Annotated in this window: 25 protein-coding genes and 1 pseudogene; 18 read left to right on the top strand and 8 right to left on the bottom strand. The window is 74.5% G+C overall.

Annotated elements, in window-relative coordinates; translation table 11 throughout:
- Window positions 1-27: 27 nt before the first annotated feature.
- Window positions 28-933: a 5'-3' exonuclease gene (locus JK356_RS11905; RefSeq protein ID WP_201867686.1), complete on the bottom strand. Its 906-nt coding sequence runs from the start codon at window positions 931-933 to the stop codon at window positions 28-30.
- A 278-nt stretch (window positions 934-1,211) separates the two neighbouring features.
- On the opposite strand from JK356_RS11905, the gene JK356_RS11900 reads away from it, so the two are divergent.
- From JK356_RS11900 to mycP, 3 genes are all read left to right on the top strand, one after another.
- Window positions 1,212-2,420, top strand: a complete 1,209-nt coding sequence (locus tag JK356_RS11900; RefSeq protein ID WP_201867685.1) for a cation:proton antiporter — start codon at window positions 1,212-1,214, stop codon at window positions 2,418-2,420.
- A 240-nt stretch (window positions 2,421-2,660) separates the two neighbouring features.
- Window positions 2,661-3,590 (top strand): hypothetical protein, encoded by a 930-nt coding sequence (locus JK356_RS11895; protein ID WP_201867626.1) that lies wholly within the window; start codon window positions 2,661-2,663, stop codon window positions 3,588-3,590.
- The gene (gene mycP / locus JK356_RS11890; protein WP_201867625.1) at window positions 3,587-4,786 is read left to right on the top strand and encodes a type VII secretion-associated serine protease mycosin; all 1,200 of its coding nucleotides are present in this window, start codon (window positions 3,587-3,589) and stop codon (window positions 4,784-4,786) included. Before JK356_RS11895 ends, mycP begins: the two co-directional genes overlap by 4 nt.
- On the opposite strand, the gene JK356_RS11885 is transcribed toward mycP, so the two are convergent.
- The gene (locus JK356_RS11885) at window positions 4,755-5,741 is read right to left on the bottom strand and encodes a serine hydrolase (protein ID WP_201867624.1); all 987 of its coding nucleotides are present in this window, start codon (window positions 5,739-5,741) and stop codon (window positions 4,755-4,757) included. The two genes, mycP and JK356_RS11885, sit on opposite strands and share 32 nt — an antisense overlap.
- Window positions 5,742-5,931: 190 nt before the next feature.
- Between JK356_RS11885 and JK356_RS11880 the strand changes: the two genes are divergently transcribed.
- Together JK356_RS11880 and JK356_RS11875 are read left to right on the top strand one after the other, a co-directional pair.
- On the top strand, window positions 5,932-6,657 hold the full coding sequence (locus JK356_RS11880) for an SseB family protein (RefSeq protein ID WP_201867623.1): 726 nt from the start codon (window positions 5,932-5,934) through the stop codon (window positions 6,655-6,657).
- Between the two features lie 125 nt (window positions 6,658-6,782).
- A complete protein-coding gene (locus tag JK356_RS11875; RefSeq protein ID WP_201867622.1) occupies window positions 6,783-7,541 on the top strand; it encodes an aquaporin in 759 nt (252 codons plus the stop codon).
- Between the two features lie 34 nt (window positions 7,542-7,575).
- On the opposite strand, the gene JK356_RS11870 is transcribed toward JK356_RS11875, so the two are convergent.
- Window positions 7,576-7,929: a DUF1844 domain-containing protein gene (locus JK356_RS11870; protein ID WP_201867621.1), complete on the bottom strand. Its 354-nt coding sequence runs from the start codon at window positions 7,927-7,929 to the stop codon at window positions 7,576-7,578.
- Between the two features lie 278 nt (window positions 7,930-8,207).
- Between JK356_RS11870 and infC the strand changes: the two genes are divergently transcribed.
- From infC to pheT, 7 genes are all read left to right on the top strand, one after another.
- Window positions 8,208-8,867, top strand: a complete 660-nt coding sequence (gene infC / locus JK356_RS11865) for a translation initiation factor IF-3 (RefSeq protein WP_374100643.1) — start codon at window positions 8,208-8,210, stop codon at window positions 8,865-8,867.
- A 103-nt stretch (window positions 8,868-8,970) separates the two neighbouring features.
- On the top strand, window positions 8,971-9,165 hold the full coding sequence (gene rpmI / locus JK356_RS11860) for a 50S ribosomal protein L35 (RefSeq protein ID WP_201867683.1): 195 nt from the start codon (window positions 8,971-8,973) through the stop codon (window positions 9,163-9,165).
- Between the two features lie 114 nt (window positions 9,166-9,279).
- Complete coding sequence (rplT, locus tag JK356_RS11855; RefSeq protein WP_201867620.1) at window positions 9,280-9,663, top strand: 50S ribosomal protein L20; 384 nt, start codon at window positions 9,280-9,282, stop codon at window positions 9,661-9,663.
- A 141-nt stretch (window positions 9,664-9,804) separates the two neighbouring features.
- Window positions 9,805-10,701: an RNA methyltransferase gene (locus tag JK356_RS11850; RefSeq protein ID WP_201867619.1), complete on the top strand. Its 897-nt coding sequence runs from the start codon at window positions 9,805-9,807 to the stop codon at window positions 10,699-10,701.
- Window positions 10,702-10,761: 60 nt separating this feature from the next.
- Window positions 10,762-11,838 carry an ATP-binding protein gene (locus JK356_RS11845; RefSeq protein WP_201867618.1) on the top strand — a complete coding sequence of 359 codons (1,077 nt, stop codon included), beginning with the start codon at window positions 10,762-10,764 and terminating at the stop codon, window positions 11,836-11,838.
- A gap of 97 nt (window positions 11,839-11,935) precedes the next feature.
- Window positions 11,936-13,060, top strand: a complete 1,125-nt coding sequence (pheS, locus tag JK356_RS11840; protein ID WP_201867617.1) for a phenylalanine--tRNA ligase subunit alpha — start codon at window positions 11,936-11,938, stop codon at window positions 13,058-13,060.
- Window positions 13,060-15,585 (top strand): phenylalanine--tRNA ligase subunit beta, encoded by a 2,526-nt coding sequence (pheT, locus tag JK356_RS11835; protein WP_201867616.1) that lies wholly within the window; start codon window positions 13,060-13,062, stop codon window positions 15,583-15,585. The genes pheS and pheT overlap by 1 nt, the downstream gene beginning before the upstream one ends.
- A 32-nt stretch (window positions 15,586-15,617) precedes the next feature.
- Here pheT and ligD read toward each other — a convergent pair whose 3' ends face one another.
- Window positions 15,618-16,499 carry a non-homologous end-joining DNA ligase gene (gene ligD, locus JK356_RS11830; protein WP_201867615.1) on the bottom strand — a complete coding sequence of 294 codons (882 nt, stop codon included), beginning with the start codon at window positions 16,497-16,499 and terminating at the stop codon, window positions 15,618-15,620.
- A 38-nt stretch (window positions 16,500-16,537) separates the two neighbouring features.
- Between ligD and JK356_RS11825 the strand changes: the two genes are divergently transcribed.
- Complete coding sequence (locus tag JK356_RS11825; RefSeq protein WP_201867614.1) at window positions 16,538-17,593, top strand: Ku protein; 1,056 nt, start codon at window positions 16,538-16,540, stop codon at window positions 17,591-17,593.
- 12 nt (window positions 17,594-17,605) lie between these two features.
- Here the strand turns inward: JK356_RS11825 and JK356_RS11820 are convergent, their stop codons facing one another.
- Window positions 17,606-18,466: a 3-hydroxybutyryl-CoA dehydrogenase gene (locus JK356_RS11820; RefSeq protein ID WP_201867613.1), complete on the bottom strand. Its 861-nt coding sequence runs from the start codon at window positions 18,464-18,466 to the stop codon at window positions 17,606-17,608.
- A 209-nt stretch (window positions 18,467-18,675) separates the two neighbouring features.
- Here JK356_RS11820 and JK356_RS11815 point away from each other — a divergent pair, with 209 nt between their 5' ends.
- Window positions 18,676-19,938 (top strand): glycoside hydrolase family 10 protein, encoded by a 1,263-nt coding sequence (locus tag JK356_RS11815; RefSeq protein ID WP_201867612.1) that lies wholly within the window; start codon window positions 18,676-18,678, stop codon window positions 19,936-19,938.
- A 13-nt stretch (window positions 19,939-19,951) separates the two neighbouring features.
- Here the strand turns inward: JK356_RS11815 and JK356_RS11810 are convergent, their stop codons facing one another.
- Window positions 19,952-20,161, bottom strand: a complete 210-nt coding sequence (locus tag JK356_RS11810) for a DUF1918 domain-containing protein (protein ID WP_201867611.1) — start codon at window positions 20,159-20,161, stop codon at window positions 19,952-19,954.
- Between the two features lie 97 nt (window positions 20,162-20,258).
- Between JK356_RS11810 and JK356_RS11805 the strand changes: the two genes are divergently transcribed.
- A complete protein-coding gene (locus tag JK356_RS11805; RefSeq protein ID WP_201867610.1) occupies window positions 20,259-20,819 on the top strand; it encodes a histidine phosphatase family protein in 561 nt (186 codons plus the stop codon).
- Between the two features lie 21 nt (window positions 20,820-20,840).
- Here JK356_RS11805 and JK356_RS11800 read toward each other — a convergent pair whose 3' ends face one another.
- A complete protein-coding gene (locus tag JK356_RS11800) occupies window positions 20,841-21,833 on the bottom strand; it encodes a YafY family protein (RefSeq protein WP_201867609.1) in 993 nt (330 codons plus the stop codon).
- A 123-nt stretch (window positions 21,834-21,956) separates the two neighbouring features.
- Here JK356_RS11800 and JK356_RS11795 point away from each other — a divergent pair, with 123 nt between their 5' ends.
- Both JK356_RS11795 and JK356_RS11790 read left to right on the top strand, forming a co-directional pair.
- The gene (locus JK356_RS11795; RefSeq protein ID WP_201867608.1) at window positions 21,957-23,360 is read left to right on the top strand and encodes an FAD-binding oxidoreductase; all 1,404 of its coding nucleotides are present in this window, start codon (window positions 21,957-21,959) and stop codon (window positions 23,358-23,360) included.
- Window positions 23,361-23,511: 151 nt separating this feature from the next.
- Window positions 23,512-24,573, top strand: a complete 1,062-nt coding sequence (locus JK356_RS11790) for a beta family protein (protein ID WP_201867607.1) — start codon at window positions 23,512-23,514, stop codon at window positions 24,571-24,573.
- A 114-nt stretch (window positions 24,574-24,687) separates the two neighbouring features.
- Here JK356_RS11790 and JK356_RS11785 read toward each other — a convergent pair.
- A pseudogene (locus JK356_RS11785) lies at window positions 24,688-25,401 on the bottom strand (type I glyceraldehyde-3-phosphate dehydrogenase); the annotation flags it as partial.
- A 424-nt stretch (window positions 25,402-25,825) separates the two neighbouring features.
- On the opposite strand from JK356_RS11785, the gene JK356_RS11780 reads away from it, so the two are divergent.
- Window positions 25,826-26,746: an alpha/beta fold hydrolase gene (locus tag JK356_RS11780; RefSeq protein WP_201867682.1), complete on the top strand. Its 921-nt coding sequence runs from the start codon at window positions 25,826-25,828 to the stop codon at window positions 26,744-26,746.
- Window positions 26,747-26,761 lie beyond the last annotated feature (15 nt).

The following is a 26,761-nucleotide window of genomic DNA, read 5'->3' as shown; positions in this document are numbered from 1 at the left end:
TGGCCGGCGGGGCCGGCTGGCCCTCCGTCAGCCAGCCAGCGCCTCCAGCAGCCGGCGCAGCGGGCCGCCGAGGTTCCAGCGGGCGTCAAGCGCCGCCAGGCCCTGCGGATCGCGGGGCGCGCGCGGCAGCGCCGGGTCGTGGCCGGGCAGCGGCACGTCGGTGGCGACGCGGACGACGCGGGGCGCGACGGCGAGGTACGGCCGGGCCTCGTCCAGGCGCCTGCGCTGGGCGGGGGTGAACGGTGCTGACGGGTCATCGAGCGCCGCGAGGATCCCGTCAAGGTCGCCGTGGCGGGCGAGCAGCCTGGCGGCGGTCTTCTCACCGATGCCGGGGACGCCCGGCAGGCCGTCGCTGGGGTCGCCGCGCAGCAGGGCCAGGTCGGCGTAGCCGGGGCCGTCGACGCCGTACTTCTCCCGCAGCGCGGCGCCGTCGACCACGGACAGCGTGCCGACGCCCTTGACGGGGAAGAGCACGCGGACGCCGCGCGCGTCGTCGACCAGCTGGTACAGGTCGCGGTCGCCGGTGACGATGTCCACCGGGCCGCTGGCGCGCGCGGTGAGAGTGCCGATCACGTCGTCCGCTTCGTATCCGGGGGCGCCGAGGCGGGGAATACCGAGCGCGTCGAGCACGTTCTCGATGACTGGCACCTGCGGGGAGAGGGTGTCGGGGACGGTCTCGGTGCTGGCGCCCGTATCCGTCTCCTCTGCTACCCGGTGCGCTTTGTAACTGGGGATCAGTTCGACGCGCCAGGCGGGGCGCCAGTCCTCGTCCATGCAGGCCACGAGTCCTGCGGGGCGGTGGTCGCGGACCAGGCGGGCGAGGAAGTCGAGCAGGCCGCGCACGGCGTTGACGGGGGTGCCGTCGGGGGCGCGGACTGATTCGGGGACCCCGAAGTAGGCCCGGAAGTACAGCGAAGCGGTGTCGAGCAGCATCAGGCGGCTGGGCGTAGACGTCACAGCAGCGATCATCCCGCACCGTGAGGAACGAGGACATCTGGCTCGCCAGAAATTGGTTTGTTAAGCTAACCATTAACGCTTTCTTGACGCTGATCCTGACCGAACTGTCGGACGCCAAGGAGCTAAGGAGGAGGAACCATCCGCTCACTGACGCCCGCCCGACCCGGCAGCCGCCACCCGCGCGAAGTCCGTTTCGTCCCCGCTCATGACGGACGCGGGTGACGGCCGTGGGACACGCTGACACCTTGCTTGCCATGGGCGGCGCCTTCGTCGCCGCCGCGATCCTCGCCCGTCTCGGCAGCCGCATCGGGCTGCCCACGATTCCCCTGTTCATCCTGGCCGGCATCATGCTCGGCCCCCACACCCCCGGATACGTGCTCATCGAGGATGCGCACGATCTGGAGATGCTCACGGCCCTCGGCCTGGTGCTGCTGCTGTTCTACCTCGGCCTTGAGTTCAACGTGGACGACCTCAAAGCCGGCGGCAAGAAGATGGTGGCGGCGGGGACCATGTACCTCGTGCTCAACGTGGGCGCGGGGCTCGCGTTCGGCTTCGCCCTCGGCTGGGGCACCGCGGAGGCCTTTGTCCTCGCCGGTGTGCTCGGCATCTCGTCATCGGCCATCGTCACCAAGATCCTGGTCGACCTCGGCCGCATCGGGAACCCCGAGAGCAAGCCGATTCTGGGCATCATCGTCGTCGACGACATCTTCCTGGCGATGTACCTCGCGGCGCTCCAGCCCGTGATCTCGGGCGCGGAGAACTCAGGTGAGATGCTCTGGCAGATGGCCAAGGCGTTCGGCTTCCTGCTCGTCCTCGCCCTGGCCGCACGGTACGGGAGGCGCATCGTCGGACGGCTCTTCGCCATCAACGACGACGAGCTGCTCGTCATCTCCTTCCTCGGGGCAGCCGTGCTGGTCTCCGGCATCGCTGAGCGCTTCGGCGTGGCCGACGCCATCGCCGCCTTCATGGTCGGCTTCATGCTCGGCAACACGGGCTCCGGGGAGCGCATCCGCAAGCTGGTCCACCCGCTGCGCGATGCCTTCGCCGCGATCTTCTTCTTCGGCTTCGGAGTGTCCATCGATCCCGGGGACCTGCCGAGCGTGATCTGGCCGGTGCTCATCGCCGTCCTCGTGACGCTGACGGTGAACCTGGCCTCGGGGCTGTTCACCGCACGGCTCTACAGCTTCGGGCCGCGTGCCACGGCCAACGTGGCCACCACGCTGGTCGCCCGCGGTGAGTTCGCCCTCATCCTGGCCACCATGGCCGCAGCGGCCGGGCTCGATGCGCGGCTGTCGCCGTTCATCGCGGGCTACGTGCTCATCCTGGCGGTCGTGTCCCCGCTGGTCGCCGGACGCTCGCACTGGGTAGCCCGGCTGCTGCCCAAAGAGCGCAAGAAGGAGAACGAGCCGCAGGCCGCAATCGCTGCGGAGGAGCTGCCTGACCCCGCGCTCAGCGAGCGGTAGACGGCGCCGGCCGCGCCGCGCGGAGGGGGACGCGCGGCGGTCGCCGGATCCGGGCTCCGGCCCGCCCGGTCCGCCCCCGGCGGCGGGCGGGCCGGAGCGCGCCGCCCGCCGCCGGGGCCGGGAACACCGCCGGGGTGCCGGCCGCGACCGCGGACCCGGTACCCAGGTCTGACCCGGCGCCCGTAGAGTAAGCGCGTCGATTGCGACGGGCGGTGGGGCCTAGGCCATGGGGGTAGACGGATGAGCACCGAGTTCGTTCCGCGGCGTGCCTCCGTCCCGCCACCGCCGCAGCGGCCCCCGCGGCCCGCCGCCCCGCCGAAGCCCGCGGTGCCGCCCCGGCCGGCGGCACCGCCGCAGCCCGCCGCCCCGCCGGAACCGGCCGGGCCCCCTCCGCCCGCCGCGCCGGCCGTCATCGTGGTGCGGCGCTCCGCCCGCCTCGCCGCGCCCCTGGTCTGCCTGGTGCTCGGCACCGGCCTGCTCGGCGGCGCCGCCGCCGGCACCTGGCTCACCGACGACGGCGGCACCGCGGCGGAGCAGGCGTTCGACGATGGGCGCTCGCTGTGGCGCGACCTGCCGGTGGACGAGCTGTTCCCGCCGGAACTGACCGGCGAGAACGCCGGCCCCGGCGGGGCCGACCGCCGCTGGCTCCGCCTCGCCGTCGCACCCGCCAGCGGCTGCGCCGAGGCCTTCGACCCGCTGCTCGCGGACGTGCTCGCCCAGGTCGGCTGCCACCGCCTGGTGCGCGCCACCTACATGGACGAGACGGAGAGCCGCATCACCACCGTCGGCCTGCTGTTCACCGAGGCCGACCGGGCGGGCATGGAGGCGCTGCGCGACCGCTTCGAGCGGGAGGGCCTGGGCGAGCGCCCGGACCTGATGCCGCGCGGCTACGCCCCCGAGAACACCCTCGCTGAGGACTTCGGCGACGCGCAGCGCGCCTCCTGGAGCTTCCGGATTCTCACCAGCGCCCCGGTCGTCGCCTACGCGGTCTCCGGCTTCGCCGACGGCCGCCCCATCCCCGAGCCCCAGCCCGCGTCCCAGGCGGTCTCCCAGGAGGAGGACACCACCGTCGCGCTGTCCGGGCTCGGGCACGACGCGCGGGCCCTCGCGCGCCTCGTCGCCGACACCGTGCGCCGGACGACCGCCGAGTACGCCGAGGAGGTCCGATGACGTCACGGCTCCGCCGCGCGCTGCCGGCCTGGAGCGCGCTCGCCGCGGTGGCCGCCGCCGCGGCGGCCCCGCTCGCCACCGCGGCCCCGGCCCGCGCCGACTCCATCCGCGAGCAGCAGCAGTGGGCGCTGGACGCCATCAACGTGCCGGAGGCGTGGCAGACCACGCGCGGGGCAGGCGTCACCGTCGCCGTCCTCGACACCGGCGTCGATGAGGACCACCCGGACCTCGCGGGCTCGGTTCTCCCCGGCCGGGATTTCGTCGGCATGGGCGCCGGGCCGGGCGACCCGCAGTGGGCCGCCCACGGCACGGCGATGGCGGGCATCATCGCCGGGCACGGCCACGGGCCCGGCGGCAACGACGGCGTCATCGGGGTCGCCCCCGAGGCCCGCATCCTGCCCGTCCGCGTATTGCTCGAGGACGACGACCCGGCCCGCGACCGCGCCCGCGAGACCCGCGGCGACGCGCTCGCCGAGGGCATACGCTGGGCCGCCGACCAGGGCGCCGACGTCATCAACCTCTCGCTCGGCGACGACAGCGAGTCCGCTCACCACGACCCGGAGGAGGACGCGGCCGTGCGCTACGCCCTGAACAAGGGCGCCGTGGTCGTCGCCTCCGCGGGAAACGGCGGCGAGAACGGCGACCCCGTCTCCTACCCGGCCGGCTACCCGGGCGTCATCGCCGTCACCGCCGTGGACCGCACCGGCACCCCCACCGACTTCTCCACGGAACGCTGGTACGCCACGGTCTGCGCCCCCGGCCAGGACGTCATCGTGCCGGACCCGGACGGGAACTACTACACCGCCTGGGGCACATCCTCGGCCGCCGCCTTCGTCTCCGGCTCCGTCGCCCTTCTGCTCTCCGCCTACCCCGACCTCACCCCGGCCGAGGTCACCCGGCTGCTGGCCAGCACAGCGCAGAACCCGCCCGAAGGCGGGCGCGATGACGCGGTCGGCAGCGGGCTCGTCGACCCGGCGGCGGCGCTCCGGGCGGCGGCCGAGGGTGCCCCGGGACCCGGCCCGGCCGCCCGGCCCGAGGTCCCCGAGTACTTCGGGCCCGGCCCCACCGGGGACAGCGGCGGCTCCGGCGCGGGCTGGCTGGCGCCCGCCGCGGCGACGCTGGGCACCGCGTTCCTCGGCGTTGCCACCGTGCTCCTGGCCCGGCTCAGGCGCCCGGGTCGCCGGCCCGGCCCGTGACCACCGCGACCGCTGACCGGGCGGCGGCTTCCACGGCCGCGATGCCCGCCTGCTGCGTGCCGTGGCCCGCGGAGACCACGGCGACCAGGCAGGGGTGGCCCCCGGCGGTCACCCAGCCGATGCTGTTGACGTCCCACAGACCGGTCTGGCTGCGGGGCAGCCAGCCGTTCTTCAGCGCGAAGCCGCCGTCGGCCGCCGCCGACACCCCCCAGCGCTGGCCCGGCACGACCGTGGCCATCAGCTCCTGGATGTAGGCGCGGGAGGCGGGCGACAGCTCGGAATCCGGCGCGAAGATCGCCCGCAGCAGGGTGATCTGGTCGGTGCTGGTCGTCTGCGTGAGCCCCCACAGCCCCTGGCGCCCCGCCACGGTGCCGGTCAGCCCCAGCCGGGCGTTCGCCGCGTCCAGGCCCTCGGCGCCTCCGATACGGCGCCACAGCGCGTCGGTCGCGTCATTGTCGCTGCGCCGGATCATCTCCGAGGCCAGGCGCCGTTCCGACGCCGTCAGCTCCCGGCCCTCGTCCTGCGCCTGGAGCAGCAGCGCGGCCAGCACGTTGACCTTGACGATGCTGGCGGTATCGAACGCGGCGGAGCCGTAGCTGGCGTGCGTGCCGGTCGCCAGGTCGAGCACCGCGACCGACAGCCGCGTGCCGGGGGCCGACGGCAGGTCCGCGAGCGCCAGTGCGAGGGCGGTGTCGGCGTCGCGTGGCGCGGCCGGCTCCGGAGGGGAGGCGTGCCAGGCGGACGGCGGGACGCTGCTGCCGTCCGCCGCGCGTATCTCCCACTCCCCGCTGTCCGCCGCGCCGCCGTCCGGGCGCTGCGCCGCGGCCGGCTCCGCTTGGTCCCCGCTCACGCCGGAGGCGCCGGCGCACGCCAGCAGCGCCGTCGTGAGGGCCGCGTGGGCCACCAGGACCGGGCGCGGCCGACGCGCTCGGTGGCGCGTGTCCGGTGGCGTCATGGCTCCGCACGCTATCTCGCACACGTGCACGAGTCAGGGGCTGCCGTGTGACGAACGCGTCACAGCCGGGGCGGCTACTGGGATGAAACAGAACAAAACCGGAGTAAACGCCGGGGGCGGCAACCGGCGCGGCAACGCCCCGCCCCCCTGCGGGCGGCCCGGCCCGCCGCCGCCCGGATACCCTCGGCGGGTGGCCCTGAAAAACATCCCGCGGTCCCCCTTCGCCGACGACGACGGCACGGCCGACCCGGCCCTCCGCACGGCACTTGACGACTGGTCCCGCGACCCGGCGACCGAGCCGGCCCTGCTGGCGGTGCTGGCGCGCTCCCGGCTCCTCGTGCCCGTCGTCGCCATCCTCGGCGAGGCAGAGACCGGGGAGGACGGGCTGCGGCGCGAGAAGACCAGCGACATGGCCGTGCTCACGCTCACCGTGCCCAGCGGCCGCCGCGCGCTGCCCGTGTTCAGCGCCACCGACACGCTCGCGAAGTGGCGCCCCGACGCCCGCCCCGTGGCCGTCACCACCGCCCAGGCGCTGCGGGCGGCCGTGCAGGAGGGGGCCGACACCCTTGTGCTCGACCTCGCCGGGCCCGTCACCTACGAGGCGCGCGGCCCGGCCCTGCGCGCCCTGGCCGCCGGCGGCTCGCCGCTGGCGGCGCCCGCCGTGGCCGAGGCCCTGCGCGCGCTGCTCGCCGCCGAGCCCGCCGTGGCCGCCGCGCACCTGGTGCCGGGCGGCTCCGCCGACGGCACCCTGGCGCTCGTCCTGGACGGCACCGGCGAGGCGGCCCCGGCGCTGTCCCGGCTGGCCCGCGCCCTGGCGGCGGACGAGACGCTGCGCGCCCACCTGGTCCGCGGCCTCGACCTGGCCGTGCTGCCGCCGGGCGCCGCCCTGCCCGGGGAGCCGGTCTACCGCCGCTGACGGCGCTGCCCGCCCCTGGCCCCGGTGCCTCGGTTGCCCCGGCCGGCGTGCGGTGCCGGCTCCGGGGGCCGACACTGCCAGTCAGGGCCCGGCGAACGGTCCGGGCAGTGAGCAGTGGAGGCGCCATGTCCGCGTGGTGGTCCCGGGAGTCCGTGAACAAGTCCCTGGAAGCCGAGCCCGAGTCGCTGGCCGCCGAGCTGGTCGGCACCCTCATCCTCGTCTTCGTCGCGGTGGGCACCGCCGTGCTGGCCGGTGAGTACGCCGGCAGCTTCGGCGTCGCCCTCGCCGCCGGGTTCACGCTGCTGGCGCTCGCCTACGCCCTCGGCCCCGTCTCCGGCAGCCACGTCAATCCGGCGGTGACGCTGGGTATGCTGCTCGCCGGCCGGATGAGCCCGCGCACCGCCGTCGGCTACTGGATCGCCCAGGTCGTCGGCGCGGTGCTCGGCGCCCTGCTGCTGTTCATCGTGGCCCGCCAGGTACCGGGGCTGGAGACCAGCGAGGCCATGGGCAGCAACGGCTTCGGCGACCGCTCGGCCGTGGGGGTCTCCGGCGGCGGCGCGTTCGTCGCGGAGGTGCTGCTGACGTTCCTGCTCGTCTACGTGTGGCTCGCGGTGACCGACCGGGTCACGCTCGCCGGGTACGCCGGGCTGGCCGTGGGGCTGGCCTACGGCGCCGCGTACCTGGTCGCCGTGCCGCTGACCGGCGCCTCCCTCAACCCGGCCCGCTCGCTGGGGCCGGCGCTCTTCGCGGGCGGCTCGGCGCTTACGGAGCTGTGGCTGTTCCTGCTGGCGCCGCTCATCGGCGCGGCCGTCGCGGTCGCCGTCCACTGGGTGACCCACCCGCGCGCGGCCGCGGTCCGGGACGCGGGCGCGCCCGTCCGGTGACCCGGTGCCCGGTGATGCTGCCGCAGGACCGGGACTATCCCAGGACGGGGCCGGTGAACTTCTCGCCCGGTCCCTGGCCCGGCTCGTCCGGCACCGCCGACTGCTCGCGGAAGGCGAGCTGGAGCGACTTCAGGCCGTCCCGCAGCGGCGCCGCGTGGTAGGTGCCGATCTCCGGCGCGCTGGCCGTCACCAGGCCCGCGAGTGCCGTGATCAGCTTCCTTGCCTCGTCCAGGTCCCGGTAGCGCTCGCCGTCCTCGGCCAGGCCCAGGTGCACCGCGGCCGAACTCATCAGATGCACCGCCAGGGTCGTGATCACCTCAACCGCGGGCACGTCGGCGATGTCGCGGGTCATGCTGGCGGTGTCCGCGCCAGGCCGGGCTTCGCTCATGCCGCCCAGCCTACGGCCCGCCGCCGGCGGGCCGCGGGGCGGGCGGTACGCGCACGCCGGGGAGCGGACCGCCGCGCGTGGTGTAGTCTGGAAGGCGACCGGCCGGACACCTGTGTGCCCGGCCCGTAAGTGGAGGCTCCGGACTCCCACCTGACCGACCCAACGGGTCGGCGGGTCACTGGTCAGGCTGCGCCCCGCGGATCTTCCGTGGCGGTGCTCCCGGTCTGCTAAGGAGCCCCGCTGCGTACCGCCCGGGGCGTTTTCCGCGCCAAGGGGCGGTGGTCATCCAGACATATCCCAGCGCGGCTGCCCGCCAGGCAATCGCGCGGCGCAACCGAGGAGGCCCCATCAGCGCCGAGCCCCGCATCAACGACCGGATTCGCGTTCCCGAAGTGCGACTCGTCGGTCCCAGTGGCGAGCAGGTCGGTATCGTGCCGCTTGCGAAGGCCCTGGAGCTTGCCCAGGAGTATGACCTGGACCTGGTCGAGGTGGCGGCCAACGCCCGCCCGCCGGTCTGCAAGCTCATGGACTACGGCAAGTACAAGTACGAGTCGGCTATGAAGGCCCGTGAGGCGCGCAAGAACCAGGCGCACACGGTCATCAAGGAGATGAAGCTCCGGCCGAAGATCGATCCGCACGACTACGACACGAAGAAGGGTCACGTCGTCCGGTTCCTCAAGCAGGGGGACAAGGTCAAGATCACGATCATGTTCCGGGGCCGCGAGCAGTCCCGGCCCGAGCTCGGTTACCGGCTGCTGCAGCGGCTCGCCGAGGACGTGCAGGACCTGGGCTTCGTGGAGTCCAATCCGAAGCAGGACGGGCGGAACATGATCATGGTTCTCGGTCCGCACAAGAAGAAGACCGAGGCCATGGCCGAGGCCAGGGAGGCGCAGGCCGCCCGCAAGGCCAGCCGCCAGCAGGGGAAGACGTCCGCGTAACGCCTTCGCCGGCGGCGCACACGAGCAGACAGAGCACCCGGCGCTCGCGTCGGGCGGCCGCCCGGCCGCCCGGAGCGCCATGGACGAGGAGAGTTGCGGCGACATGCCGAAGAACAAGACGCACAGCGGTGCCAGCAAGCGGTTCAGGATCACTGGCTCCGGCAAGGTGATGCGCCAGCGCTCAGGTCGCCGTCACTACCTGGAGCACAAGCCGTCGACGCTCACCCGTCGTCTCGCCGGCAGGACGGAGGCGGCTCCGGCCGACGCCAAGAGGATCAAGAAGCTTCTCGGCAAGTGACGTAACGGGTCCGCGCGCCGCCCCGCGGCCGCACGGACGCCGGAGCGAACGACCGGGACCTATCCGTTTCCGGGCCGCGTGACCATTCCGCGGCCCCCGACAAGGAGCAGACACGTGGCACGCGTCAAGCGGGCGGTCAACGCCCACAAGAAGCGCAGGGCGATCCTGGAGCAGGCCAGCGGCTACCGGGGGCAGCGCTCCCGCCTGTACCGCAAGGCCAAGGAGCAGGTCACCCACTCCCTCGTCTACAACTACAACGACCGCAAGCGGCGGAAGGGTGACTTCCGGCAGCTGTGGATCCAGCGCATCAACGCGGCCGCCCGCGCCAACGGCATCACCTACAACCGCTTCATCCAGGGCCTGAAGGCCGCTGAGATCGAGGTGGACCGCAAGATGCTCGCCGAGCTGGCCGTCAGCGACCCCGCGGCGTTCGCCGCGCTGGTCGAGACCGCGCAGAAGGCCCTGCCCAGCGACGTCAACGCGCCGAAGGCCGCCTGAAGCCGGCCGCACCCGGCGGCCGGCCGTCCGCTCTGACGGCGGCGGCCCGCCGGGCACCTCACGGACCCGCAGGCACGCGCCTGCGGGTCCGGTACGTTCCGTCTCCGCCACGCCAGAAGCAAGCCAGAAGCGAGCCGCCGCATGGTTTCCGCCGCCGAACTGACCTCCCCGCGTTCCCCGCGCGTCGTGGCCGCGAGGCGGCTGGGCCGGCGCGGCTTCCGCGGCAAGGAGCGGCGGTTCCTGGCGGAGGGCCCGCAGGCGGTGCGGGAGGCCGTCGCCCACCGCACGCCCGAAGGGCCCACGCTGCTCGAGCTGTTCGCGACGGCCGAGGCGGCCGAGCGCCACAGCGGCCTGCTGGAGCGGGCCCGGGCGGCGGGCTGCGCCGTGCACCGGGCCAGCGATGAGGTGGTCGCAGGGCTGTCGCAGACGGTGACGCCGCAGGGACTCGTCGGCGTCTGCCGCTTCCTCGACCGCCCGCTGGCCGAGATCCTGGCCGCCCGGCCCCGGCTGGTGGCGGTGCTCGCCCACGTCCGCGACCCGGGCAACGCCGGCACCGTGCTGCGCTGCGCGGACGCCGCGGGCGCCGACGCCGTGATCCTCACCGACGCCTCCGTCGACCTGTACAACCCCAAGGCGGTCCGCGCGTCCGCCGGGAGCCTGTTCCACCTGCCGGTGGCCGTCGGGGTTCCCGTCGCGAGCGCCGCCGCCGGGCTGGCGCAGGCCGGGGTGCGGGTGCTGGCCGCCGACGGCGGCGGGGAACGGGACCTGGACACCGAGCTGGACGCGGGCGCCATGGGCGGCCCCACCGCGTGGATCTTCGGCAACGAGGCGTGGGGCCTGCCGCCGGAGACCCGGGCGCTGGCCGACGCCGTGGTGCGCGTGCCGCTTCACGGCCGCGCCGAGAGCCTCAACCTCGCCACCGCCGCCGCTGTCTGCCTGTACGCCTCCGCCCGCGCGCAGCGGGCGCCCGGAGGCTGCCGGGCGGCGGGCACCGGCGGCGGGGACGGCACCGGCGGGGGCCCGGGGCTGGCTGGCTGAGCGGCCCCGCGGGCCACTCCACCTAGTACGCTGGCCAGCGCGCGAGAGGGGCGAACGGGGATGGACATCGCGACCAGTGGGGAGACGGGTCTGGACTCTGACGACCTCCCCGACGGCCTCGTGGTCGCCGACCGGCTCGGCCTGGTCCGCTGCTTCAACGCGGCGGCCGCGCGGCTGACCGGCCAGCGCCCGGCCGCCGCGCTGGGCCGCCCGATCGACCAGGTCCTGCCGCTGGAGGACCCGGACGGCCGCCGCTGGTGGCGCACCACCGACCCCTACCGGGGCCTGGCCATCCGCACCGGCCAGCCCGAGCGGAACCTGCTGCTGCCCGGCGGCCGGGAGGTGCTCGTCGCCGCCCGCTACGTGCGCTCCCGCCCCGCCGGGCCGGTGCACCGGCTCGTCGTGACGCTGCGCGGCACCGAGGCGCGGCAGCGCAGCGAACGCGGCAGCGCCGAGCTGATCGCCACGGTGGCCCACGAGCTGCGGTCGCCCCTGACCTCCGTCAAGGGCTTCACCGCCACCATGCTCGCCAAGTGGGACCGGTTCACCGACGACCAGAAGCGGCTCATGCTCCAGACCGTGGACGCGGACGCGGACCGGGTCACGCGCCTGATCACGGAGCTGCTCGACGTCTCCCGCATCGACGCCGGGCGGCTGGAGCTGCGGCGGCAGCCGCTGCGCCTGGAAGAGGCGGTCCGCCGCCACGTGAAGACGCTGGTGAACGGCGGCTGCGGCGCCGACCGCTTCGACGTGCGCCTCGGTACGGACCTGCCCGGCGTCTGGGCCGACCCCGGCAAGATCGACCAGGTCATCGGCAACCTGCTGGAAAACGCCGTGCGCCACGGCGACGGTACTGTCACCATCGAGCTGCACCGCGTCGCCCCCACCCGGACCCGCCAGGAGGGCGTCGCGGTAACGGTCAGCGACGAAGGCCCCGGCATTCCGGAGGAAATGATGCACCGCGTCTTCACCCGCTTCTGGCGGGGCAGCGACCGCGGCGGCATCGGGCTCGGCCTGTACATCGTCAAGGGCATCATCGAGGCCCACGGGGGGACGGTCACGGCCGGCCGCACCCCCCGCGGCGGCGCCCGCTTCCGATTTATCCTGCCCGCGGGCACCCCGGCGTTCCTCGCCTGAAGTCCCCGCGGGCGCCCCCCGTAGACTCGACCCCTGGCGGGCCACGCCACGGGGCGCGCGGCCGAAGCCGCAAGCCAACACGGAAACACGGGAAGAGATGTCGGCACCCAACAAGTCGTACGACCCTGTCGAGGTCGAGGCACTGAAACCGGAAGAGGTCGACCGGGCGCGCGACGCCGCGCTCGCGGCCATCGCCGCCGCCCAGGACCTGGACGCGCTGCGCGAGGCCAGGACGGCCCACGCCGGCGACCGCTCGCCGCTCGCCCTGGCCAACCGCGAGATCGGCGCCCTCCCGCCCCACGCCCGCGCCGAGGCGGGCAAGCGGGTCGGCCAGGCCAGGGGCGCCGTGGCCAAGGCACTGCGTGCCCGCCAGGAGGAGCTGGAGGCGGAGCGCGAGGAGCGGATGCTGGCCGAGGAGACGGTGGACGTCACGCTGCCGTACGACCGCGTGACGCCCGGCGCCCGCCACCCGCTGACCACGCTCTCCGAGCGCATCGAGGACATCTTCACGGCCATGGGCTACGAGGTGGCCGAGGGCCCCGAGGTCGAGGCCGAGTGGTTCAACTTCGACGCCCTCAACATGGCCCCCGACCACCCGGCGCGGACCGCCAGCGACACCTTCTTCGTCGCCGGGCCCAAGGGCGAGGCGGAGGAGTCCGGCGTCGTGCTGCGCACCCACACCTCGCCGGTGCAGATCCGCTCGATGCTGGACCGCGAGCCGCCCATCTACGTCATCTGCCCCGGCCGCGTGTACCGCACCGACGAGCTGGACGCCACGCACACCCCGGTCTTCACGCAGGTCGAGCTGCTGGCGGTGGACGAGGGCCTGACCATGGCCGATCTGAAGGGCACGCTCGACCACATGGTCACCTCGCTCTTCGGTGAGGGCCTGCGCACCCGGCTGCGCCCGGACCACTTCCCCTTCACCGAGCCGTCCGCCGAGATGGACATGCTCTGCTACAAGTGCCGCGGTGAGTCCGTCGGCAACCCCGACCGGCCCTGCCGCACCTGCTCCAGCGAGGGCTGGATCGAGCTGGGCGGCTGCGGCGTCGTCAACCCCCGGGTGCTGGTCGCCGCCGGTATCGACCCGAAGCGGTACAGCGGCTTCGCCTTCGGCTTCGGCATCGAGCGGATGCTGATGTTCCGGCACAACGTCGACGACATGCGCGACATGATCGAGGCTGACGTGCGGTTCACCCGGCCCTTCGGAATGGAGATCTGATGCGCGTCCCGATGTCCTGGCTGAGGGAGTACGTGGACCTTCCCGCCGAGGTCACCGGCCGCGACGTGGCGGCGCGGCTGATCTCCGCGGGCCTGGAGGTCGAGACCGTCGACCAGCTCGGTGCCGACCTGAAGGGCCCGCTGGTCGTCGGCGAGGTCCTGGCCATCGAGGAGCTGACCGGCTTCAAGAAGCCGATCCGGTACTGCCAGGTCAACGTCGGCACCGCCAACGGCACGGGCGAGCCGCAGAACATCATCTGCGGCGCCACGAACTTCCGCGTCGGCGACAAGGTCGTGGTGGTCCTGCCCGGCGGCGTGCTCCCCGGTGACTTCCGGATCACCGCCCGGAAGACCTACGGCCACGTCTCCGAGGGCATGATCTGCTCGCCCCGGGAGCTGGGCATGGGCGACGACCACGACGGCATCCTGGTGCTGCCCCCGGAGCACGAGGCGGGCACCGACGCCATCGAGCTGCTCGAACTCGTCGACGAGGTCCTCGACATCGCCGTCAACCCCGACCGCGGCTACTGCCTGTCGATGCGGGGCGTCGCCCGCGAGACGGCCACCGCCTTCGGCCTGCCGCTGCGCGACCCGGCGCTGCTGGACGTGCCCGAGCCGAACGGCGAGGGCTACCCGGTCACCGTCGAGGACCGTGCCGCCTGCGACCGCTTCACGGCCCGGACCGTCACCGGCGTGCGGCCGGAGGCGCGGTCGCCGATCTGGCTCCAGCGCCGCCTCCAGAAGGCGGGCATGCGCCCCATCTCGCTGGCCGTCGACGTCACCAACTACGTGATGCTCGAGATCGGCCAGCCGCTGCACGCCTACGACCGCGCCCGGGTCGCGGGCGGGATCGTGGTGCGCCGCGCGAAGCCGGGGGAGCGGCTGGTGACGCTGGACGGCGTGGACCGGGCGCTCGACCCCGAGGACCTGGTGATCGCCGACAGCACCGGGCCCATCGGGCTCGCCGGCGTGATGGGCGGCACCGGCACCGAGATCACCGAGGGCGTCGAGGAGTCCGTGGTCGGCCCGGCCCGCGGCACCACCGAGATCGTGCTGGAGGCCGCGCACTTCGACCCGGTCGCCATCGCCCGCACCTCCCGCCGCCACAAGCTCAGCTCCGAGGCGTCCCGCCGCTTCGAGCGGGGCGTGGACCCGCAGGCCGCCGCCGCGGCGGCGCAGCGGGCCGCCGACCTGCTGGTGCTGCTGGCGGGCGGCACGGCGGAGCCGGGCGTCACCGAGGTGGCGGCCGAGTCCCCGCCCCGGACGGTCACCCTGGCCGCCGACCACCCCGACCGCGTGGCGGGCGTGACCTACGGCCGGGAGACCGTCGTGCGCCGCCTCCAGGAGATCGGCTGCGACGTGTCCGGCACGGACGAGCTGGTCGTGACGGTGCCGAGCTGGCGGCCCGATCTGCGCGACCCGAACGACCTGGCCGAGGAGGTCATCCGGCTGGAGGGCTACGACGCGCTGCCCTCCACCCTGCCCCGGCTGCCCGCCGGGCGCGGGCTGACGCCGCGGCAGCGGCTGCGCCGCCGGACCGGCCGGGCGCTGGCCGGCGCCGGGTACGTGGAGGCGCTGAACTACCCGTTCGTGGGCGACGCCGTGTTCGACGCCTTCGGCCTGCCTGCCGAGGACCCGCGCCGCCGCACGGTCCGGCTGGTCAACCCGCTGTCGGCCGAGGAGCCGTCGCTGCGCACGACGCTGCTGCCGGGACTGCTGGAGGCGCTGCGCCGCAACGACAGCCGCGGCAGCCACGATCTGGCGCTGTTCGAGACGGGCCTGGTCTTCCTGCCCACCGGCGAGGAGGCCACGCCGCCGCGGCTGCCCGTGACCGGCCGCCCCTCCGAGCAGGAACTCGCCGCCCTCGACGCCGCCCTGCCGCGCCAGCCGCGCCACGTGGCGGTCGTGCTCGCGGGCGCCCGCGAGCTGGACGGCTGGTGGGGCAAGGGCCGCCCGGCCGGGTGGGCCGACGCGATCGAGGCCGCGCGCCTGGTCGCCCGCGAGGCCGGGGCGGAACTGATCATCGAGCAGGCCAGGTACGCGCCGTGGCACCCGGGCCGCTGCGCCGCGCTGTTTGTGCGCGAGGGCGGCGAGCGGGTGCTGGTCGGGCACGCGGGCGAGCTGCACCCCCGGGTGCTGAAGATGCTGGGGCTGCCGCCGCGGACCTGCGCGATGGAGGCCGACCTCGATGCCCTGGCCCGGGCGGGCCAGGGCGCGGTGACCGCGCCGCGGATCTCGTCGTTCCCGGTGGCCACGCAGGACGTGGCGCTGGTGGTGGACGAGTCCGTGCCGGCCAGCGAGGTGACCGAGGCGCTGGCCGCCGGCGCCGGGGACCTGCTGGAGTCGCTGCGGCTGTTCGACGTCTTCTCGGGCGAGCAGCTCGGCGAGGGCAAGAAGTCGCTGGCGTACACCCTGCGGTTCCGCGCCGGCGACCGGACGCTCACGGCGGAGGACGCCACCGCCGCCCGCGAGGCCGCGGTGGCCGCCGCGGCCGAGCGCACCGGCGCCGTGCTCCGCGGCGCCTGACGGCATCGGGGCCCCGGCAGCGGCCGGGGCCCTCAGCCGGGCAGCGGGCGGGCGGACTGGGGGTCGGTGAGCGGCGCCATCAGGTCGCCGTGGGCGGCCAGCCGCCCCGGCACGTCCGCGATGGTCACGACCAGCTTGCCGCCGTGCTCCGCCTCCTCGACCTCCTCCCAGGTCACGGGCGCGGAGACGGTGGGGGAGCGGCGTGCCCGCGCGGTGTAGGGCGCGGCCGTGGTCTTCGCGGCGGCGTTCTGGCTGTGGTCGATGAACACCTTGCCCGGCCGCAGGTGCCTGGCCATGGCGGTGATGGCCAGGTCGGGGAAGGCGGCGCTGGCCTCGCCCGCCAGCTCCCGGGCGTAGCCGCGGACCCGGGACGACGGGGCGGGCTCGATGGGACTGAGCAGGTGCAGGCCCTTGGAGCCGGACGTCTTCGGGTAGGCCGCGATGCCGTCCGCGGCCAGCCGTTCGCGCAGCCACCGTGCCACCAGGCAGCACTCGGCGAGCGCCGCCGGGGCGCCCGGGTCGAGGTCGAAGACGAGCCGGTCGGCGATCCCCGGGCGGGCGGCCGGCCACTGGTAGGTGTGGAACTCCACCACCAGGTTGGCCGCCCACATCAGCGAGGGCATGTCCCGCAGCACCACCTGCCGCCGCGCTCCGCCCTCGGCGCGGGGGATCTCCGCGATCTCCACCCAGTCGGGGGTGCCGGGCGGGGGATTCTTCATGAAAAACGTCTCGCCCTCCGGCCCGTCCGGGTACCGCAGGAAGCTCACGGCCCGGTCCGCGAGGTGGGGGAGCAGCGCGGGCCCGGCCAGCGCGTAGTAGTGCAGCAGCTCCCCCTTGGCCGTGCCGTCCGGGTACAGCACCTTCTCCAGGCGCGACAGCGACAGGCGGCGCCCCTCGACCTCCACGACCGGCATACCCTGAGACTGCACATCAGGGAAAAAAGGGGCAACCGATGCGTACTGTCTGGAAGGGCTCCATATCGTTCGGTCTGGTGCACATCCCGGTCGGCGTGGTGAGTGCCACCGAGAGCCACAGCGTCTCGTTCCGCCAGGTCCACACCCGCGACCAGGGGCGGATCCGCTACCGGAAGGTGTGCGAACTCGACGGCGAAGAGGTGCCCCCTGAGGAGATCGGCAAGGCGTACCAGACGGCGGACGGCTCGCTGGTCCAGCTCACCGACGAGGACCTGGCCGCCCTGCCGCTGCCCACCGCCCGCACTGTCGACATCCTCGGCTTCGTCCCCCTCGGCTCGATCGACCCCTACCAGCTCGACCGCTCCTACTACCTCACGCCCGACCCCGGGGCCGTCAAACCCTACGCCCTGCTCCGCGAGGCGCTGCGGCGCGCGGAGCGGGCCGCGGTCGCCAAGCTCGCCATGCGCGGGCGCGAGACCCTGGCCATGGTGCGCGCCCTCGGCGACGGCGAGGACGTGCTGGGCATGCACACCCTGCTCTGGCCGGACGAGGTGCGGCCCGCGACGGGCCTGGTGCCGGCGGAGCAGGTGACCATCAGGGAGGCCGAGCTCGACCTGGCCGACACCCTGATGGACACGCTCGGCTCCGTGGACCTCGGCTCGCTGCGTGACGAGTACCGGGGCGCCGTCGAGGAACTCGTCAGCGCCAAGCTCGCCGGCGCCGCCCCCGAGCGCCCCGGCGAGCCGGTGCCCACCGGCGGCAAGGTGATCGACCTGATGTCCGCCCTGGAGGACAGTGTCCGCAGCGCCCGCCGGGCCCGCGGCGAGGAGGACGGGGGCGAGGACGAGGGCGAGGACGGCGGCGGAGCCACCGTCGCGCCGCTGACCCGTCCCGGTGGCGGGAAGAAGACCCCCGGCAGGAAGTCCGCGAAGAAGTCCGCCGCGAAGAAGACCGCCTCCAGGAGCGGCGCGGCGCAGAAGAAGGGCGCCGCGCCGGCGGAGAAGAGCACCGGCCGGAAGACGGCCGGGAACACCGCCAAGAAGGCCGCCAAGAAGGCGGGCAAGAAGGCCGCGCCGCGCAAGCGCGCCTCCTGACCCGCCCGGCACTCACCCGTAGGAGTAGAAGCCCGCTCCTGTCTTCCGCCCCAGCCGGCCGGCGGCGACCATCCGGCGCAGCAGCGGGGGAGCGGAGTACTGCGGCTCGCGATACTCCTGGTACATCGAGTCGGCCACGGACGCGACCGTGTCCAGGCCGATCAGGTCCGCCAGCTTCAGCGGGCCCATCGGGTGCGCGCAGCCCAGCTCCATGCCGCTGTCGATGTCCTCCCGGCTCGCCGCCCCCGACTCGAACATCCGCACCGCCGACAGCAGGTACGGGATGAGCAGGGCGTTCACGACGAAGCCCGAGCGGTCCTGGGCGCGGATGGCGTGCTTGCCCAGGACCTCGGTCACCAGCGCCTCGGCGCGCCGGATGGTCTCCGCGTCCGTCGTCAGCGCCGGGATCAGCTCCACCAGGCGCTGCACCTGCGCCGGGTTGAAGAAGTGGATGCCGAGCACCTGCCCGGGCCGCGAGGTGGCCACCGCGAGGTTCACCAGCGGGATGGACGAGGTGTTGGAGGCCAGGATCGCGTCCGGGCGGGTCACCACCTGGTCGAGGACCTGGAAGATCTCCGTTTTGACCTGCTCGTTCTCCACGACCGCCTCGATGACCAGGTCGCGGTCGGCGAACTCACCCAGGTCCGTGGTGAACGTCAGCCGGTCCAGCGCCGCGTCCCGCTCCTCAGCGCTGAGCTTGCCGCGTTCCACCGCCTTGCCGAGCGAGGACACGATGCGGGTCCTGCCCAGTTCCAGCGCTTCCCCGGTGGTCTCGGCGACGTGGACCGCGAGCCCTGCCCGGGCGCACACCTCCGCGATCCCGGCGCCCATCTGGCCACTGCCCACCACTCCGACGCGTTCGATGTCGGCCACTGCTGCCCCTTCGCTGCTCGTTCGGATCGGCTCGGCCCGCAAGACGTTACCCTTTCGTGCCAGCCGGGCGGGACGCGCGGGCGGCCGGACCCGCCGCGCGCTGCCAGCGCCGGGGCGCGCTAGGCCGCCAGAGGGCGGCCGCGGGCGCGTGCCGGCCGGGCCGTCCGGGGCAGGACGGGACGACCAGTCGTGACAGGGGGCACTTATCCATGGCACCACAGCTCACCCGCAGGGGAGTCGCGCTCGCGGCCGCCGGAGCCATCACCGGGCTGCTGACGCTCAACGCGTCCGCGGCGGCCCAGCCCGGCGCCCGGCGGGACGGCCCCGCGCCGCGCGAGATGCGGGGCATGTGGATCGCCACGGTGGCCAACATCGACTGGCCCCGGCGCCAGGACCTGACGCCGGACCAGGCGCGAGCGGCGCTCACCGGGCTGCTGGACACCGCGGTCGAGCGGCGCCTGAACACCGTCTTCCTCCAGGTCCGCCCCACGGCCGACGCGCTGTGGCCGTCCCGGTTCGAGCCGTGGTCGCACTGGCTGACCGGTGAGCAGGGCCGGGACCCGGGCTGGGACCCGCTGGGCTTCGCCGTCCGTGAGGCGCACGCGCGGGGGCTGGAGCTGCACGCCTGGTTCAACCCCTACCGGGTCGCCCAGCACGACGATCTCTCGCGCCTGGCGCCGGAGCACCCGGCCCGGCTGAACCCGGACTGGGTCGTGCCCTACGGCGGGGCGCTGTACTACAACCCGGGGCTGCCGGAGGTGAGGGCCTTCGTGCAGGACGCCATGATGGACGCGGTCACGCGTTACGACATCGACGGCGTGCACTGGGACGACTACTTCTACCCGTACCCGGTGGCGGGCGAGACCTTCGACGACGACGCGGCCTGGGAGCGGTACGGCGGCGGCTTCGAGGACCGCGCCGGCTGGCGCCGCAACAACATCGACCTGCTGGTGCGTGAGATGCGGGACCGGGTGCGCGCCGCCAAGCCCGGACTGCCCTTCGGCGTCAGCCCGTTCGGCATCTGGCGCAACAGCACCACCGACCCGGAGGGCTCCGACACCCAGGGCGGCGTGGAGACCTACGACGACCTGTACGCCGACGTGCGCACCTGGGTCAGGGAGTCCTGGATCGACTACGTCATCCCGCAGCTGTACTGGCACATCGGCTTCGAGGCGGCCGACTACGCCACCCTGGTCGACTGGTGGTCAGGAGTCGCCGAGGGCACGGACGTCGCCCTGTACGTGGGCGAGGCGCTGTACAAGGCGGGCGACCCGGAGCAGCCGGCGGCGTGGCAGAACCCCGCCGAGCTGTCGGAGCACCTGACGTTCTGCCAGGACTACCCGCTCGTCGCGGGGCACGTCTTCTATTCGGCGCGCTACGTCGCCGAGGACCCCATCGGCGCGATGGACCGGGTCGTCGCCGACCATTACGGCACGCCGGCGCCAGACCGGGGCCGGGGGCGCCGGCGCTGAGAGGGGCGGGCCGTCAGCGGTCCCGTCCGCCCCGGCCGGGCCGCTGCGGCTCGACGACCGAGTCGGGCCCCGGGGACAGCACGGCCTCGTGGCCGTCCTCGAAGCGGACCCGGAACGGCGGCTCGCCCCGCTGCCCCAGCACCTCGACGATCTCGCACTCGCGGTCTTCCTGGCCCACGGTCCGGCCGTGGGTCAGCAGCCTGTCGCCCACGCTGGCTCGCATCAGGGTGACCTCCCGTCGTCCGTGTGAGGTACGTCACGTTCCAGTCTAGGGCTGTTCGCTTCTGGTGCGCCTGTTCGAGCGCTCGTACCATCTCGCCATGCTGGTGACGCTGATCGCCGCGGCCCGCAGCTCGCCGCTGCTGGACACCCGTTTCGGCGACGACCGCCCGCTGGACGCCGCCGGGTGGGAGGAGGCGCGCCGCGCCGCCCCCGCCCTGCTGCCGCTGGCCGCGGCCGACCTGCGCTACTGCTCGCCCACGCCGCGCAGCCGCCAGACGGGGGAAGTGCTCGGGTTATCCCCGCTCACCCAGGTCGCGCTCCGCGACTGCGACATGGGCCGCTGGCACGGGCTCACGCTCGCCCAGGTCACCGCCGCCGAGCCCGCCGCCGTCAACGTGTGGCTGACCGACCCGCACGCCGCCCCGCACGGCGGCGAGAGCCTGGTTGCCTTCGTCTCCCGCATCGGCGGCTGGCTCGACACCCGGCCGGTGGGCCGCGACGGGCACGTCGTCGCCGTCGCCGAGTCCTCCGTGATCCGCGCCGCCATGCTGTACGCCCTCAAGGCACCGCCCCACTCCTACTGGCGTACCGAGGTCCACCCGCTGTCGGTGGTCAGCCTGGCCGGCGGACGCGGCGACTGGAGCCTGCGCCTGGGATGAAGCGCCCGGCGGACCGGCCGCTCAGGTCTCCGCCGTGGCCGCGTAGCGCGCCGCCAGCGCCGCGGTGGTCTGCGCCAGGAAGCGCACCGCCTCCGGCGGGCCCGTCACCTCGACGTCGGTGCCGAACGCCAGCACCTGCCGCACGGCGCTCAGCTGCGGGTAGCTGAGGACGACGTTCACCCAGTCGTCCCCCCGCTCGTCCCGCTCGCCGGGCTCCCCGCCGTCCGCGCGCTCGACGGCCGCTCCGGAGACGTCCTCGAAAAGGTCGAGGCGGGCCCGCCGCACCCGGGCCTCCACCCGCACTGCCACCGGCGCCTCGTCCACGCGCCGCCGCATCGACTCCCACAGCCCGGCCAGGTCCACCCCGGGACGCCGCCGCACCGGCGCGGGCAGCACCTCGGCGGCCACCACCCGGTCCGCGCGGAACATCCGTTCTGCTCCCGCCCGGTCCGCCACCAGGTACCAGACGCCGGCCTTGGCCACCAGGCCGTACGGATCGACCGTGTACGTCCGCGCCCGGCTCTCGCCGCCCCGGCGGTACCGCAGCCGCAGCCGGCGGTCGGAGAACACCGCGTCACGCAGCGCGGGCAGCGCCTCCGGCTCGCGCTCCCGCCGCCCGTACCAGCGCCCCTGGTCCACCAGGATCCGCTGGCTGACCACCTCGGCCGCCGGGCGGTGCGGCGCGGGCAGCGCCGCCATGACCTTCCGCAGCGCCGAGCCGAGCGCCCCGCCCAGGCCCAGCGCCTCGTGCGTGCCGCGCGCTCCCAGCACGAACAGCGCCCTGGCCTCGTCGGCCGTCAGCCCCGTCACGTCCGTGCGGTAGCCCGGCAGCAGCGCGATGCCGCCGTGCCGGCCCCGCTCGGCGTACACCGGCACCCCCGCTGCCGAGAGCGCCGCGACGTCCCGGTAGATGGTGCGGACGGACACCTCCAGCCGCTCGGCGAGCTCGGCCGCACTCACGCGGCCCCGGGTCTGGAGCAGCAGCAGGATCGACAGCAGGCGGTCGGACTTCACCCTTCCAGCATCGCGCGGGTGCCCGGAAAACCTGACGGCCAGTGTCAGGTTTGTGCGGCACGATGTGTCGCCGCCGGGCACCTGACCACGCCCGGCGCCCGCACGTACAAGGAGAGAGCACACATGACCCTGTCCTCCCGGGGCGTCGCCGCCCTGCGGAGCCGGATCAGCGGCACCGTACTCGCCGCCGGCGACGACGCGTTCGCCGAGGAGCACGCGCGCGGCTTCAACACCGCCGTCCGCAGCCGCCCGGACCTCATCGTGGCCGCGCGCGAGGCGGCCGACGTCCGTGAGGCCGTCGCCTTCGCCGCCGCGCACGGCCTGCCGGTGGGCGTGCGCAGCACCGGCCACGGGCCCGCCGGGGGCGGTGACGGGGGAGTACTGGTCGTCACGCGCGCCATGGCGGACGTCACGGTGGACCCGGCGGCCCGGCTCGCCCGTATCGGCGCGGGCGCCCGCTGGGAGCAGGTCACCCCCGCCGCGGCGGCCTACGGCCTGGCCCCGCTCAGCGGCTCCGCCCCGCACACCGGCGCGGTGGGTTACCTGCTCGGCGGCGGCCTTCCCCTGCTGGGCCGCACGTTCGGCTACGCCGCCGACCGGGTGCGGGCCCTGGAGGTCGTCACGGCCGGCGCCGAGCTGGTGCGGGTCACCGCCGGCAGCGACCCGGAGCTGTTCTGGGCGCTGCGCGGCGGGCGCGACAACTTCGGCCTGGTCACCGCCGTTGAGACGGAGCTGCTGCCGCTCACCACGCTGTGGGGCGGCGGCCTGTACTACCGGAACGGCACCCCGGGGCAGGCGCTCGCCACCGCGCGCGCCTGGGCGGAGTGGACCGAAGGGCTGCCGGAGGAGATGAACAGCTCCCTGGCCTTCGTGGCCGTGCCTGACGTGCCCGCGCTCCCCGAGCCGCTGCGGGGCCAGTACGTGGCGCACGTCCGCATCGCCTACGCGGGCCAGCGGCCGGAAGAGGGCGAGCGGCTCGTCGCCCGGCTGCGGGCGCGCACCGGCGCCCCGGTGCTGGAGTCCCTCGCCGTCCTGCCCGTCACCCAGGCCGGCAGCGTCCACAACGACCCGGCCCGGCCCATGGCCTGGAACAGCGACATCGCACTGCTGAGCGCGCTGGACGAGACGGCGCTGCGCGGGCTGCTGGCGGCGGCCGGGCCGGCCGCCGACGAACCGGCCGTCCTGGAGCTGCGCCACCTCGGCGGGGCGCTCGCCCGCCCGGGCGCGGCGCCGAGCGCCGTGGGGCACCGCGATGCCCGGTACTCGCTGGGCGTGCTGACGCGGATGACGGGCGGTGAGAGCGAAGCGGAACGGGAGGCGGTGGTGCGGCGGCAGGACGCGCTGCTGGCGCCGTTCGCCCCCTGGACGGCGGGCCGTTTCGTCAACTTCATGGGCCACGGCCCGGCCGCGGCTCCCGACCGGGTGCGCACCGCCTACGACCCGGGCGACTACGAGCGCCTCACCGCCCTGAAGGCCCGCCGCGACCCGGCCGGCCTCTTCCGCCTCGGCCACCGCATCACCGGCTAGCGGCCGCCGGCCGGGGCCGCGGCCCCGGCCGGGGGAGCGCGTGGTCGTGTTCATTTCAGTCGGCCGGCCGAAAAGGCGCTCTTTCCGCCCGTGTTGCCCGCCTCGCACCCTCAAAGCAGGTACCCACGAGGGTCGCGCGAGGGGAGCCGCGATGCCCGGTCTGCTCTACGTCCCCGTCCTCCCGGCCCGGCAGCACGCCCGGCGCGCCTACGGGTTACTGCGCCCAGACGTGCGGGCCGCCCTGGCACCGTTGTGGAACCTGCCACCGTGCCCCGGCGTGCCCGTGGCAGAGCTGGGACCCGCGAACAGGCCGGAACTCCGCGAGGTGCGGCGCCTGCACCGCCACCATCACGGATGGATCGACGCGCCCTTCGCCGAGGAGCAGCAGGCAGCAGCGCTGACAGAGATCATGGCGGAGGAGACGGGACTAGCCGGGCTGCTGCGCCCGGTGACCGGCCCCGGCCGGAGTCCGGCCCAGCAGTCCGCCGCCCTGGCCGCGGCCCGCCGGAACGGCACCGGGCTCGGAGTGCGGGTACGGCTGCCGGGGGAGTGGGACAGCCGCTCCGCCGAGGACGTCGCGCGCCTCCTCGCCCAGACCGGCGGCGGCCTCCCCGTCGACCTGCTGCTGGACCTGGGCGAGGTGCTGCCCAGCCGTCCCGGCGCCGGCAAGGAGGCGCTGCGCGCCCTGGACACCCTGTGGCCCCTGGCACCGTGGCGCACCGGCGCGGTGCTCGGCGGCGGCTTCCCCCGCGTCACGGCAGCGGACTTCCCGCTGGGCGCACTCTGCCGCGTGCCGCGCACCGACTGGCAGACCTGGCGCGAGCTGCGCACGAGCGCGCGCCCGTACGTGCCGCACCTCACCTACGGTGACTACGGCATCCAGCCCGCCAGAGGAATCGCCAACCGCCGGACCAGAGGAGGCATAGCGCTTTCCTGGGGAGTCCTGGGCTACACCACCGACGACTCGTTCGTGCTGTGCCGCGTCGTGAACCAGGGGCCCGATCGTGCCGCGGCGGTGCGGGGAGCCGCGCGGATGCTCCGCGGTCTGCCGGAGTTCCGGGGCGCCGCCGCCAGCGAAGGGGAGAGATGGCTGCGCGACTGCGCCGCGGGTTCTCTCACCGACAAGGAGGGCACCGGGCAGGTGGCGGTCTGGCTGCGGATGGGAAACGTGCAGCACATGACCCATGTCGTCCAGAGCCTCACGCCGCCCTGACGCGTCCATCACCGCGGACGCGTCCTGGTCCGCACGGTCCCGCACCCTGGTTCACCGGCCAGGGCGGCCAGCTCCGGCCACGACCCCGTCCCCGCCGCCGGGGTGGCGGCGCGGTCAGCCGGCGGCGAGGAGCTCCAGCGTGTCGACTACGCGGTTGGAGAAGCCCCACTCGTTGTGGTACCAGGCGACCACCTTGATGTGGCGGCCGTCGACGCGGGTGAGCGCCGAGTCGAACACCGCCGAGGCCGGGTTGCCCGTGATGTCGGACGACACCAGCGGGTCCTCCGAGTACTCCAGCACACCCGCCAGCGGCCCGTCCGCCGCCGCCCGGTAGGCAGCCAGCACGTCGTCGCGCGTCACCTCGCGGGAGACCGTGGTGTTGAGTTCGACGATCGAGCCCACCGGCACCGGCACGCGCAGCGAGTCGCCGGACAGCTTGCCGTCCAGCCGGGGCAGCACCAGGCCGATCGCCCGGGCGGCGCCGGTCGTGGTCGGCACGATGTTGACGGCGGCGGCGCGGGCCCGGCGGGCGTCGCGGTGCGGGCCGTCCTGGAGGTTCTGCTCCTGGGTGTAGGCGTGCACCGTCGTCATGAAGCCGTGCTCGATGCCCGCGAGGTCGGCCAGCACGGCGGCCAGCGGCGCCAGCGCGTTGGTGGTGCACGAGGCGCTGGAGATGACCGTGTGGGCGGCCGGGTCGTAGGCGCCGGTGTTGATGCCGTAGGCGAGGGTCACGTCGGCGCCGCTGGAGGGGGCGCTCACCAGCACCTTCGACGCGCCCGCCGCCAGGTGGGCGCGGGCGGCGCCGGCCGAGGTGAAGCGGCCGGGAGCCGGGCCGCACACCCGCACCTGGTACGGCATGCTCGCGCGGGTGGTGAAGACCTGGGCGGGAATGCCGACGTCGAGCGGCTTGGCGCCCTCGAGTACGAGCACGGCGACGCGGTGGAGACGGTCGGCTGGCACGGCACTGAGGGTACGGGGGTGACGCGGCCGGCACGCGCGCGGGCGCGGGCAGCGTTCTGCCCTGCGGGGCTGCCCGAAAGGGCACGTCCGGTGATCGCGGGGGACAACCTCCCGCCGTCGGGCGGCGCCGGAAATCCGCGGGTTTAAGGTGTGACGCGACGTCACGGGCGACGCCGGGGCGGGGCATGACGCTGACGCGCCGTCAGCTTTGCCGTGCCCGCCGGTGCATCACGCCGCCCGGCGGACGTCGCCGCTTTCTCTTTTCTCCCCCGTGAGCACGCTGGAGCACCACATGATCCGCAAGAAGATAGGGTTCCCCGCCGCGATCGCCCTGTGCTGCGCCCTGGCCGGCGCGGCCCTGGCCGGCTGCGACGACGACGCGGAGTCGGACCCGAACCCGGAGCAGGGGGAGGGGGGATCGGCGACCTCCTCGCCTGACGACGGCGGGGACGCGCCGGCCGGCACCGAGACCATCACGGTCGGAGAGTACTCGGTGAACGTGTCCTGCTCCGGTGAGCAGGACGGGGACCGCCCGGTGATCATCCTGCTGCACGGCATGGGTGATGACCTGACGGCGATGGCGGACTTCCAGCAGACGCTCAGCGCCAGCAACCGCGTGTGCTCCTACGACCGGCTCGGCGCGGGCGCCAGCGACCAGCCGGCCGGCCCGCAGGAGCTCGCGGACGTCGGCGAGACGCTGACCGGTGTCATCGACCATGTGGCCGGGGACGCGCCGGTCGTCCTGGCCGGGCACTCCGCGGGCGGCCTGATCGCCGGCCGCTACGCCCCGGAGCACCAGGACCGGGTCCAGGGCCTGGTGCTGCTGGACGCCACGTCGCCGACCGCCGCCACCGACCTGATGGCCCGGATCCCGGAGTCCGCCACCGGCGAGGCGGGTGAGCTGCGCGCCCAGACGCTGGCGGTCTACAACGGGGAGAACCCGGAGCAGCTCCGCTTCGAGGACGGCGAGGTGGCGTCCGCGGGCGACATCCCCGTGCGCGTGATCCAGCACGGGCAGCAGTACCTCGCGGAGGTCCCCGAGTACGGGGAGGGCCTGGAGGAGGACTGGACCAAGGGCCAGCGCGACTGGCTCAACCTGTCGAGCAACAGTGAGCTGATCACCGCCGAGAACAGCGGCCACTACATCTACGTGGACGAGCCTGAGGTCGCCGTCGACGCCGTCGAGGCCGTCGTGGCGGAGATCGTCTCCTGACGCACGGGGCGCCGG

Source organism: Streptomyces sp. 7-21 (assembly GCF_016741785.1).
Classification (GTDB): domain Bacteria; phylum Actinomycetota; class Actinomycetes; order Streptomycetales; family Streptomycetaceae; genus Streptomyces.
This window is presented reverse-complemented; position numbering and strand designations above follow the sequence as displayed.